The organism is Sulfuricella sp. (assembly GCA_041651995.1).
In the GTDB taxonomy this organism is placed as follows: domain Bacteria; phylum Pseudomonadota; class Gammaproteobacteria; order Burkholderiales; family Sulfuricellaceae; genus Sulfurimicrobium.
In genome coordinates this window covers 42,012-53,347 of record JBAZID010000017.1, presented here as the reverse complement: position 1 = coordinate 53,347, position 11,336 = coordinate 42,012, and the positions used below count along the sequence as shown (strand labels likewise).

12 protein-coding genes and 2 rRNA genes are annotated in these 11,336 nt (G+C 50.8%); 9 read left to right on the top strand and 5 right to left on the bottom strand.

What is annotated here, in order from left to right:
- The 7 genes from WC392_14445 to truB all read left to right on the top strand — a co-directional run.
- Positions 1-90: ribosomal RNA gene (locus WC392_14445) — 23S ribosomal RNA — on the top strand; the annotation flags it as partial.
- A 146-nt stretch (positions 91-236) separates the two neighbouring features.
- A 5S ribosomal RNA gene (rrf, locus tag WC392_14440) occupies positions 237-350 on the top strand.
- 131 nt (positions 351-481) lie between these two features.
- Positions 482-913: a ribosome maturation factor RimP gene (gene rimP, locus WC392_14435; GenBank protein ID MFA5243563.1), complete on the top strand. Its 432-nt coding sequence runs from the start codon at positions 482-484 to the stop codon at positions 911-913.
- Between the two features lie 59 nt (positions 914-972).
- Positions 973-2,445, top strand: a complete 1,473-nt coding sequence (gene nusA, locus WC392_14430) for a transcription termination factor NusA (GenBank protein ID MFA5243562.1) — start codon at positions 973-975, stop codon at positions 2,443-2,445.
- A 24-nt stretch (positions 2,446-2,469) separates the two neighbouring features.
- The gene (gene infB, locus WC392_14425; protein MFA5243561.1) at positions 2,470-5,217 is read left to right on the top strand and encodes a translation initiation factor IF-2; all 2,748 of its coding nucleotides are present in this window, start codon (positions 2,470-2,472) and stop codon (positions 5,215-5,217) included.
- A gap of 22 nt (positions 5,218-5,239) precedes the next feature.
- On the top strand, positions 5,240-5,620 hold the full coding sequence (gene rbfA / locus WC392_14420; GenBank protein MFA5243560.1) for a 30S ribosome-binding factor RbfA: 381 nt from the start codon (positions 5,240-5,242) through the stop codon (positions 5,618-5,620).
- Positions 5,620-6,531, top strand: coding sequence for a tRNA pseudouridine(55) synthase TruB (gene truB / locus WC392_14415; protein ID MFA5243559.1), 912 nt, complete (start codon positions 5,620-5,622; stop codon positions 6,529-6,531). The genes rbfA and truB overlap by 1 nt, the downstream gene beginning before the upstream one ends.
- Before the next feature lie 12 nt (positions 6,532-6,543).
- On the opposite strand, the gene WC392_14410 is transcribed toward truB, so the two are convergent.
- Both WC392_14410 and WC392_14405 read right to left on the bottom strand, forming a co-directional pair.
- Positions 6,544-6,813 carry a hypothetical protein gene (locus tag WC392_14410; protein ID MFA5243558.1) on the bottom strand — a complete coding sequence of 90 codons (270 nt, stop codon included), beginning with the start codon at positions 6,811-6,813 and terminating at the stop codon, positions 6,544-6,546.
- 72 nt (positions 6,814-6,885) lie between these two features.
- The gene (locus tag WC392_14405; protein MFA5243557.1) at positions 6,886-7,494 is read right to left on the bottom strand and encodes a nitroreductase family protein; all 609 of its coding nucleotides are present in this window, start codon (positions 7,492-7,494) and stop codon (positions 6,886-6,888) included.
- A gap of 82 nt (positions 7,495-7,576) precedes the next feature.
- Between WC392_14405 and gluQRS the strand changes: the two genes are divergently transcribed.
- Entirely contained in the window at positions 7,577-8,509 is a 933-nt protein-coding gene (gene gluQRS, locus WC392_14400) for a tRNA glutamyl-Q(34) synthetase GluQRS (GenBank protein MFA5243556.1), read from the top strand.
- A gap of 6 nt (positions 8,510-8,515) precedes the next feature.
- On the opposite strand, the gene WC392_14395 is transcribed toward gluQRS, so the two are convergent.
- Positions 8,516-9,136 carry a surface-adhesin E family protein gene (locus WC392_14395; GenBank protein ID MFA5243555.1) on the bottom strand — a complete coding sequence of 207 codons (621 nt, stop codon included), beginning with the start codon at positions 9,134-9,136 and terminating at the stop codon, positions 8,516-8,518.
- Positions 9,137-9,220: 84 nt separating this feature from the next.
- Here WC392_14395 and WC392_14390 point away from each other — a divergent pair, with 84 nt between their 5' ends.
- Positions 9,221-9,580 (top strand): hypothetical protein, encoded by a 360-nt coding sequence (locus WC392_14390; protein MFA5243554.1) that lies wholly within the window; start codon positions 9,221-9,223, stop codon positions 9,578-9,580.
- Here the strand turns inward: WC392_14390 and WC392_14385 are convergent.
- Both WC392_14385 and WC392_14380 read right to left on the bottom strand, forming a co-directional pair.
- Positions 9,577-10,149, bottom strand: a complete 573-nt coding sequence (locus tag WC392_14385; GenBank protein ID MFA5243553.1) for an ankyrin repeat domain-containing protein — start codon at positions 10,147-10,149, stop codon at positions 9,577-9,579. The two genes, WC392_14390 and WC392_14385, sit on opposite strands and share 4 nt — an antisense overlap.
- An 83-nt stretch (positions 10,150-10,232) precedes the next feature.
- Positions 10,233-11,333, bottom strand: a complete 1,101-nt coding sequence (locus WC392_14380) for a DUF748 domain-containing protein (protein MFA5243552.1) — start codon at positions 11,331-11,333, stop codon at positions 10,233-10,235.
- Positions 11,334-11,336 lie beyond the last annotated feature (3 nt).

Here is an 11,336-nt window from a genome sequence, read left to right as displayed (position 1 = left end):
CGTTCGAGACCAGGACGTTGATAGGTCGGGTGTGGAAGCGCAGTAATGCGTTAAGCTAACCGATACTAATTGCCCGTGAGACTTGATCCTATAACCTTAAGCGGCTTCTATAATAGCTTTCAGCCATCAGCTGCGAGCATTCAGAAAAGCCAATACAATTATTTACCCATTACTTCTTCCGTTTTAATACTGATAGCTGACAGCTAATCGCTGATAGCTAGCAGTTACAAGTTATGCTTGGCGGCCATAGCAAGTTGGAACCACCCCTTCCCATTCCGAACAGGACCGTGAAACGACTTAGCGCCGATGATAGTGTGCACCTCGCATGTGAAAGTAGGTCACCGCCAAGCTCCTTATAAAGAACCCTCTGCTCCAATTGGCAGAGGGTTTTTTTTTGATTTGCCAGAAGTTGTTGCTTTTTTGCTATAATATAAAAAATAAAGGTGGGCCACGGGGCCCATTTTTTATTTGTGGTGAGGTTATGGAACTATATTCATTGCTTGAATCTACGCTGAGTGGACTTGGTTACGAGATGGTTGATCTGGAAATTGGTAATCGTGGGAAATTACTGCGTTTGTTTATTGATAAGCCAGACGGAATAAATATTGATGACTGTGCTTTAGTTAGTAATCATATTTCAAGATTACTTGCTGTAGAAATGGATTTTGAATATGACCGGCTCGAGGTTTCATCTCCAGGATTGGATCGGCCTTTAAAAAAGTTGGCAGATTTTATACGTTTTGAAGGGGAAACTGCATCGTTGAAGTTGCGCATTCCGATACATGGCCGGAAAAAATTTGAGGGTATTCTCAAAGGTGTCGAGAATGAAAATCTGAAAATTGAAGTTGATGGAAATGTGATGCAATTCGATTTTGAGAATATAGATAAAGCGAGATTGGTGCCTAAATTCTGATTTATTTGAAAATATAACAAATTTTGATAGATTTGGCCGAATGATAAATCGGAGGTTGTATGAGTCGTGAAGTGTTGCTGGTGGTTGACGCATTGGCCCGTGAGAAAAATGTCGATAAGGAAGTGGTTTTTGATGCACTAGAACTCGCGCTGGCTTCTGCTACAAAAAAGCGTTTTCATGGTGATGTTGATGTTCGTGTTTCTATCGATAGATCTTCGGGTGAATACGAGACTTTTCGCCGTTGGGAGGTGATTGCTGACGACTCAGTGGAGTTTGCAGAGAGCCAGATTTCAGTCGAAGATGCAGTAAAGCAGAAATCTGATGCTCAATTAGGTGATTTTATTGAGCAGGCACTTGAACCCGTTGAATTTGGCAGAATTGGAGCGCAAGCTGCAAAACAAGTTATTTTGCAGAAAATCCGTGAAGCCGAGCGTGAACAGATATTGAACGATTTTCTTGCTCGTAAAGAGCACCTGGTTACTGGTGTTATCAAGCGGATGGAACGTGGCAGTGCAATTATCGAATCAGGTCGGCTTGAGGCCTTTTTGCCACGGGATCAGATGATTCCAAAGGAAAATTTGCGGATTGGAGATCGTGTACGTGCATATCTATTACGTATTGAGCGTGGTAGTCGAGGTCCGCAGTTAATTTTGTCAAGAGTCGTGCCTGAATTTATTGTCAAGCTATTTGAGCTTGAGGTTCCTGAAATTGAAGAAGGCTTACTGGAGATTCGTGCTGCAGCGCGTGATCCTGGTATGCGGGCAAAAATTGCCGTTAAATCAAATGATCAACGAATTGATCCCATCGGTACTTGCGTCGGCATGAGGGGTTCGCGTGTTCAGGCTGTAACCGGTGAGCTTGGCGGAGAGCGTGTCGATATCATATTGTGGTCTCCAGATCCTGCACAATTTGTTATTGGGGCTCTGGCTCCAGCCGAAGTCAGCAGTATTGTTGTCGATGAAGATAAGCATCATATGGATGTGGTCGTTGAAGAAGAACAACTGGCAATGGCGATTGGCCGTAGTGGCCAAAATGTACGTTTGGCTTCGGAACTGACCGGCTGGAATCTGAACATCATGACGGTAGAAGAGGCTGAGCAGAAGAGCGAAGAGGAATATTCATCTATCCGGCAGATCTTCATGTTGAAGTTGGATGTTGATGAGGAAGTCGCTGATATCCTGATTCAGGAAGGCTTTAACACCTTAGAAGAGGTGGCTTATGTTCCCTTGGCCGAGATGCTTGAAATTGAGGCTTTGGATGAGGGCACCGTTAATGAACTTCGCAGTCGTGCACGAAATGCGTTGCTGACTGAAGCGATTGTTAGTGAAGAAAAACTCGAAAATGCCGCTGAAAGCCTTCTCAAGATGGAGGGGATGGATAATGAAACCGCAGGGGTATTGGCGAGCCAGGGGGTTATAACGCTGGAGGATCTTGCTGATCTCGCTGTGGATGATCTGGTTGAGATTACCGGTATGGATGATGAACGTGCCAAACAATTGATTATGACCGCCCGCGCCCCGTGGTTTGCATAAAATATAAGAACAGGAGGCCTGAAAATGGCACAAATTAATGTTACGCAATTCGCTACTGAATTGGGTTTGCCTGCTGCAACATTGCTTGATCAATTGCGCTCCGCTGGTGTTAACAAGTACGCCAGTGAAGATTTGTTGACTGAGCAGGACAAATCTCAATTGCTCGAATATTTGCGTCGTTCGCATGGTGCAAAGGAATCCAAGAGCAAGATTACATTGACGCGGCGGGAAACGACGGAGATCAAGAAATCCGATAGTTCGGGCAAGGCTAGAACGATTCAAGTCGAGGTTAAGAAGAAGCGTGTTTTTGTTAAGCGTGATGCTGTTGACGAAGCTGCGCCCGAGACCATGGAAGTGCCCAAAATTTTGGATGATCAGGCCGAGACTCAGGTTACAGCAGCGGAAGAAACTCATTTGTTGCCTGTTTTTGAGGCTGATCAGGTGCAAGAGATCGCAGAGGTGCCGGAGGTGGTCAGTTTGCCTGAGGCTGAAGTTACCCTGTTGCCGGAGGTTGCGCCACTAACTGCGGAAGCCGCTCCATCTGAAGAAGCCCCCCAGGTTAAGGAAGCTTCCCAGCCGCGGACAATACGTGCGCCGATTCTGGATGCGGCACAAATAGCCAAACGTGAGGAAGAGGCTCGTCGCCAGGCTGCATTGTTTGCGCGTCAAAGCGCTGAATTGCGTGAAAAGCAAGAGCGCGAGCAAAAGCGTGTGGCTGATGATGCCGCGGCTAAAGCGGCAACTGCTGTGGCTGCGCAGGCCGCACAGGCGGCTCTGAGCGAAGGAACTTTACATAAACCTGCTGTTACGCCAGAAGAGAAAGCTGCCAAAGCCGAGAAAAAAGGTGTTAAAAAGCAGAAAGAGACTACTTGGTCTGATGACAAGAATAAGAAGCGTGGTCTCAGAGTGCGAGGGGATACTGGTAGTGCTGGCAGTTGGCGCGGTGGTCGCAAGGATAAGGCACATCGTCAGCAATCAGATGCCCAGCATGCTTTCGAGATGCCGACCGAGCGCATTGTGCATGAAGTTCTTGTGCCTGAGACTATCACTGTTGCTGCACTAGCACAGAAAATGGCAGTCAAAGCAGCAGAAGTCATCAAAACCATGATGAAGATGGGAATGATGGTCACTATTAACCAGGTGATTGATCAAGACACAGCGATGATCGTTGTCGAGGAAATGGGCCATGTCGCCAAACCAGCCGCATTGGATAATCCTGAGGCTTTCCTTGAAGAATCAAACGAGCATCACGAGGTCGTCCTTGAGCCACGCGCACCCGTTGTCACGGTGATGGGCCACGTTGACCATGGTAAAACATCCTTGCTGGACTATATTCGCCGTACTCGCGTTGCTCATGGAGAGGCGGGTGGCATTACTCAGCATATTGGCGCTTACCATGTTGAAACTCCAAGTGGCATGGTGACCTTCCTTGATACTCCAGGTCATGAGGCCTTTACAGCATTGCGTGCTCGTGGTGCCAAGGCAACTGACGTGGTTATTCTGGTCGTTGCTGCCGATGACGGGGTGATGCCGCAAACGATTGAGGCGATTCATCACGCCAAGGCTGCGGGCGTGCCGATTGTGGTGGCAGTCAACAAGATTGACAAACCTGAGGCTAATCCGGAGAGAATCAAGCAGGAATTGAGTTCACAGGGTGTGGTTCCTGAAGATTGGGGCGGTGATGCCATGTTTGTTGAGGTTTCGGCAAAAACGGGTCAAGGCGTGGATGCACTTCTTGAAGGTGTGGCTTTGCAGTCTGAAGTGCTGGAACTAAAAGCATCCCGTACATCGCCAGCCAAGGGTCTGGTCATTGATGCCCGCCTGGACAAGGGGCGCGGTCCAGTGGCTACGATCATTGTGCAAAGTGGAACGCTACGCCAGGGTGATATGTTGCTTGCGGGTGCGGTATTTGGTCGTGTAAGAGCAATGCTGGATGAGAATGGCGTTCCGGTGAAGGAAGCTGGCCCTTCTATTCCGGTTGAAATTCAGGGCCTATCGGAAGTTCCGATGGCCGGCGAGGAAGCCAATGTTATTACGGACGAACGAAAGGCTCGTGAAATTGCCCTGTTCCGTCAAGGCAAGTTCCGTGATGTAAAACTTGCCAAACAGCAAGCAGCCAAGCTTGAAAACATGTTTGATCAAATTGGTGAAGGCGAAGTCAAAACGCTGCCTCTCATCATCAAGGCCGACGTTCAGGGGTCTTATGAGGCACTGATTCATTCGTTGCAAAAGCTGTCCACGACCGAGGTCAAGGTTAACGTAATTCATAGTGGCGTGGGTGCGATCACGGAATCGGATATTAACCTGGCGATTGCTTCCAAGGCGGTAGTGATTGGTTTCAATAGCCGTGCCGATTCTGTGGCCAGAAAGCTGATCCAGTCTTCTGGTGTGGACGTGCATTACTACAACATCATTTACGAGGCTGTGGATGAGATTAAGGCTGCTCTTTCTGGTATGTTGCCGCCAGAGCGCAAGGAAAATGTCATAGGTCTGGTTGAAGTGCGCAATGTCTTCCGCATCACCAAAATTGGTACGGTTGCGGGTTGCTATGTGCTCGATGGAGTCGTGAAACGTGGCGCCACGGTACGCGTACTGCGCAGCAACGTTGTGGTGCATACGGGCGAACTTGATTCCCTGAAACGTTTCAAGGACGATGTCAAGGAAGTCAAGTCTGGATACGAATGCGGCCTGTCCCTGAAGAACTTCAATGATATTGAAGTCGGGGACCAGCTTGAAGTCTACGAAATGGTAGAAGTGGCGCGTACCCTGTAAGCTAATTTGGGAGCCAATACTTATGCCTAAAGACCATTCACGCCCGCGCCGGGTGGCCGAGCAGATTCAGCGCGAACTGGCTGAACTGATACAGCTTGAGGTCAAGGATCCGCGCGTTGGCATGGTGACCTTGACGGATGTTGAGGTTACGCCTGACTACTCGCATGCCAAGGTTTACTTTACTTTGTTGAGCCAGGGGCATTCGCTTGATGAGACGCTTGCGGGCTTGAATCGGGCAGCGGGCTATTTGCGTAGTCAGCTTGCTCATCGCATGCGTCTTCGGATCATGCCGCAATTGCATTTTGTCTTCGATAGCTCGGTAGAGCGCGGGGTCCAGTTGTCACATCTGATAGAAGAAGCGGTGGCACTGGAGGGCGACAAGCCGTCGCAGGAAGATAACTAGTGCAGTTCAAGCGCATCAAGCGGGCGGTCAGTGGTGTACTGCTGCTTGACAAGGCGCATGGCATTAGCTCCAACACCGCGCTGCAGCAGGTCAAGAGGCTTTTTCAAGCCGAGAAGGCTGGCCATACCGGCAACCTTGATCCAATAGCAACGGGCCTCCTGCCCGTGTGTTTTGGAGAGGCAACCAAATTCTCCCACTACCTTCTCGATGCCAACAAGCGCTACCAGGCACGATTCAGACTTGGAGCCACCACAAATACTGGCGATAGCGAAGGAGAAATTCTCAGCCAGCAACCGGTTACCGCTTCTCGCAATGATGTGGAGATGGTACTGAAAACTTTCGTTGGCCCCATCAAACAAATGCCCCCTATGCACTCAGCACTGAAACACCAGGGCAAGGCACTTTACACCTATGCCAGGGCCGGTATTGAAATCCATCGTGAGCCACGTGATGTGATGATCTACAGCTTGACTCTTGATGCCTTTTCCGGCGATGAGTTGAATGTTACTGTGCATTGCAGCAAGGGAACGTACATTCGTGTGCTGGGTGAAGATATCGGTGCGGCTCTGGGGTGCGGTGCGCATATGATTGCATTGCGGCGCATTGAAACAGGGAAATTCACTTTGTCCGATGCGTTCAGCCTGTCGCAGTTGGAGTTGATGACGCCAGAACAGCGTGATGCAACGCTGCTTCCCTGTGATTGCTTGCTTGAAGGGCTACCGAAAGTAACGCTGGATAGCGAAAGCGCTTACTATATTCAGCAGGGTCAGCAGGTATGGCAGGCAGGGCAATCTGAAAAAGGACCTGTTAGTTTATATGGGCCCGGGCATGTTTTCCTGGGCTTGGGGGAAATAACCGATGAGGGTAAAATTGCGCCCAGAAGATTGATTTTGACTGAAAAAAATCCTTAGGCGGTAAAATTCCTAGTTGTTCAGGTTCTTGATGAGTGGATTTTCCCAGATGGCTTGACCTGTTTGAGGGGTTTTGTCTCTTTGCATGTCCTCGTACAGGTTATTGAGGAACATGATTTCAGCCATGATCTCGCCGTTAAATCCTTGTCGGTCGCCGCGATCGTCAATCAATAAATGGCTCAGGAATGCGGCAACACTCTCGTGTCCCCAAAGCATGATGATCTTTTCCACAATTCGTGGAAAATTCTTTTCAATTTCAGATGTATATGTGGAATCGGCCATTATTATTCTCCTCGTGGGGCATTTTGATTATTTAAGCACGTTTCCAACTTGAATGAAAAGGGCTGGATGATGCTATTTCGTCCGGATTGGCGCGCCCCACGCACCTTCAAAGAAATGTTCACCAAGTGGCGTGCGCTCGCGAGGTGCGAGTTCCAGCTCCTTGAGTTCATCGTTTAGGACGGTTTCCTCGCCCTGATAACCGACGGCGATCATGGCCATACAGGTGAACTGCTCTGGAATATCAAATTCATGCCGAATCTTGTCTGCATCAAAGCCGCCCATTTGATGAGCCATCAGGCCCAATGAGACAGCCTGCAGACACAAGTTTTCGGCTGCGGCACCCGTATCATACTGACCCCATCCATTTGGCTTGCCATTCTTGCGAAAAAGACTGTTGGCCGTTACAAGGAGCAGTACAGGGGCATTCTTGACCCAGTTCTGGTTCCATTCCACCAGGCAATCGAACGCTTTCTGCCATGCGGTGGCATCACGGTTCCGGTTCCATACAATAAAGCGCCAAGGCTCGTCGCCAAAGCATGAAGGTGCCCAGCGTGCGGCTTCAAGCAGCGAGATGACCTGATCCTGGCTGACGGGCTTTGCCGCATCGAATGCCCGGCAACTCCATCGTTTGGTGATGATGTCGTTGATTGGTGCGGCTGTTGTGGCGGATTTGTGTTGCATTGGGCTTCCTTGTTCATTGCCTGCTGGTTGCGTATGTTAGCCGATTTTGATGATAGGTCTCAATGCGCAAATTTTGTCTGCGATGTTCTTCTGGTGCAAAATCCCTCCTGTGAGCACAAAAATTTCCCATTACCGTGGCCGCTTCGCTCCCTCGCCAACGGGGGTCTTGCATTTCGGCTCGCTGGTGGCGGCCGTCGGCAGCTTCCTTGATGCCCGTTCCTGTCAGGGAGCGTGGCTCGTACGAATGGAAGATTTGGATCCACCACGGGTGGTGGCAGGAGCTGCGGACGACATATTGCGAATGCTGGAGGCGTTTGGTTTGTTCTGGGACGGGGAGGTGATGTATCAAAGCCGGCGTGGGGAGGCATACCGTGCTGCCCTGGAAAATTTGCAGCAACAGGGAGCATTGTATCCCTGCAATTGTTCGAGGCGAGAAATTGCTGATTCTGCTCCCGGGCCGTCATCCGGGCTGGTTTACCCGGGCCGCTGCCGGCATGGCATGCGCGACGGGAAGGCAATTCATGCCTTGCGCCTGGTAACGGACAATAAACCCATCCACTTTTGTGACCGTTTATTGGGCGATTATGGGCAGCACCTGGAAACAGATGTGGGTGACTTTGTTTTGCTCCGGGCGGATGGTTTGTTCGCTTACCAGTTGGCGGTGGTGGTGGATGATGCGGAGCAAGGCATTACCCATGTTGTGCGCGGAGCGGACATTCTTGAATCCACGCCGCGGCAAATTTATTTGCAGCATTTGCTCCAGCTTTCAATCCCTTCTTATCTTCATCTGCCGGTAGCTGTGAATGCGCAAGGGGAAAAGCTGAGCAAGCAGACTCTGGCGCCAGCCCTGAATTCACGGGAGCCTGTAGCCCAGTTGTTCAGGGTTCTGGAGTTTCTCGGGCAGAGTCCTCCGCTTGGTTTGGCAAGTGCGGATTTGGCGGATTTCTGGTCGTGGGCAATAGCAAATTGGGCGGTACATAAAATTCCACCACAGCGTATACGTTCTGCCCAGTAGCAGTGCTCATCGCTTTTGCTTTTCTGCAGCACTATCCTTGGGCTTGCTTGCGGGGGGTATTGTTGGGGTGGAGGACTTGCTGTTTGAGGCAGCCTTGACCTCAGGTTTCTGTGCTGCTTTGCTGGTGATGGGGGATTTTTCTTTAGGTTCGGCGGGTTTTGTCTGTGCGCGTCTGGGGGGCTGGTTTTCTGCTTTTGCAACTTTGAATGCGCAGGAAAAGTTCAAAACCCGCTCTTCGGCCGAGTCAGGGACGGTGAATTTGATTTTTTCATCTTCACCGTAATACACGGATTTTATTTCCTGCCCATCTGCGGCGTAATAGATTTTCTGCAACAACCGGTGTGTGCGCTGGATGCAATTGATGGCCAAAAGAGATTTGGCAGAGGCGTAATAAAAATCGCCGGGCCTTGCCTGCTCCGGGCGGGAAAACGTGATTTTGCTCCAGACTTTCAGCTTCTTGTCCTTCTTCCTGGATTTGTCTTGTGCGTTATCTGCGCTGGTCTCAAGCTGGGGCTCACCTGCTTCAAGTAATTCTTGAGAAGTATTTTGCAGAGCGTGCCAGTTACCTGCCATGGCGGGTGATACAGGAAGCAGCAGAGCTGCAAGGAGGAGAAATGCCGGATTCATGAGGTTTCGCTTGCGCGCCAGAGCAAAATTTGATGCTAATATACAAGACCCTATAGCCCGCAGCAACCAAGTCGAAAGGCGTTCATGGTCAGATCTTCCGATATTTCTGGCATGTACGGTGTGGCGGAATCCATCGAGGATTACCGCCGTATGGTGCATGAACTGAGAGCCCAGCTGGTTCGGCTTCAGGCTGACAAGGAAGAGTCTGAACAGCAAATTGCGGAACTCGACAATACCATTGATCAGCTGGTTGATATTGTTGTGCAGCGCGAATCTGCCTGCCATGCGTTGAAATCCCTGGTGGAATTGATGGTCAGGGAGGTCGAAGCCTGCCCTAACCAGAAACTTCACGATTCCGCTGATCCCAATCTGAGATCGAACCATTACCAGAGCCGCTACAACGAGGAAGTGAAGCGGCTCCGCATCAAATACGGCAAGGATTAGTGACCAGGTGGTTTGAGGAAGGTAACCACATTGGCACCGGGAGGGTGTTTGGTACCGCAACTGGGCCCTTCGCCCTTGATCTCCATTTCGGCTTCATGTAGCTGATTGATGACTTCCACGTAGAACTTTTCCTTCACCATCATCAGTGCGGTTCGTCCGCCCTCATTGGTAGCCAGCACATCCGCGCCCGCCTTGAGCAGGACATCTACCACACCCGCTTCGCCGCGACCCGCTGCCAGCATCAGGGGGCGGGTGCCGTAAACGATCTGGGCCTCGACGTCGGCGCCTGCGTCAATCAGGGCCTGGGCGATTTCCGGAAAGCCATGATCAACGTCATCGTTGAAACAGGACTTCATCAAGGCAGTCCAGCCCAGTTCGTCTTTTGCGTTGACGTCTGCTCCGGCTTCAATCAATGCCCTTACCAGAGCAATGTTGCCAGCGGCAGCCGCCTGTATCAGCAGGGTCGCTCCTGCCTCGTCGCGGGTCTCGCAATCGGCTCCGCTACGCAGCAGGGCCAGGGTTTTGTTCACATCGCCAGCAGCAATTGCTTGTAAAATTTCAACAGACATTATTTCTCCACAGAATTCGTTTGCTTGTCGCAATTAAATAATAGTTTATGAAATCGGTCAACTATTAATTTGGTCTTGTGTATTCAATTGTTGAACAGGCGGCCAAGAGCACTGCCGATGCCGTGGGTGGTGCCGCCAACGCCGCTGGCGAGACCCTCTATGCTGATGCCAAGGCTTTCGGCAATGGCTGTGCCGGTGCGCTGGGTGAAACTTTCGTTGAGTGAGAAACGAGGATCTTTAATGTTTCCCTCGAGAGTGAACTGTACTGTGATCTTGCCTTTCTGGTTCTTGAGTGCGGCAACGATAGCCTGACGTGGTACACCCATGAAAGTGCCGAAAGGGCTGCTGCTGGAAGCGAGCTCAAGTTCGGAGAGTGTAATCGTGCCTGGTGCGTACAGGCGGTTGTCGCGTATGGTTGATTCCAGATCAAGGTCCAGCAAGCCTTTGCGCACGCTGGTCTCAGAGGCTTTGACGAGATAGGGCTGAAATGCGACCAGATCCACGTTTTCAAGCCGGGTGCTGATTTCCGAGTCCCTGTTGTCCAGCCTCATCCATCCCCGGAGTTCAAGTCTTCCGTCCGAGCGTTTGCCCTTGACCACGCTATCCAGCTGGATTTTGGTCTTCTGATCAAGTGCAGGGAACTGGAGGTCTTCGACGCGTGCATGCATTTGCTCCAGACGCAGTTTGTGCGGCGTTTTGCGGATGGATGCATCGAAGAATTCAATCATGGATGAATTCAGTTCAACCAGGCCAATGTTGACCGGCATGGCCGGAGCCTGATTTTCGGAATTCTCCACCGGTTTATCGAGCAGGCTGGGCAGGAGCCGGACATTTCCCTCGCGTGAGCGGAGAATGGAGAGGTAGCCTCCCTCCACTGTAATACGCTGTAGCTTCACCTGTGCGGAGAGCAATCCGCGCAGATCGGGCTTGATGACGATTTTTTCAGCACGCAGCGTATCCTGGGATGGCCAGCCTTGAGGTGCGCGGATACGAATATTGCGAATCTCGATGGCGGACCAGCCAAGAATGATTTCACCCACCTCGCTTTCCGGCCCCAGCGCTTGCGTCACTTTGTCCTTGAGAGATTTTGCGGCGAAGTGCATTCCCAGCGTTCCCGCCAGCCCCAGCGCAATGATCAGGGTAACGACCGCCCAGATTATGCGTTTGATCAAGCGGGTCGGCATCAC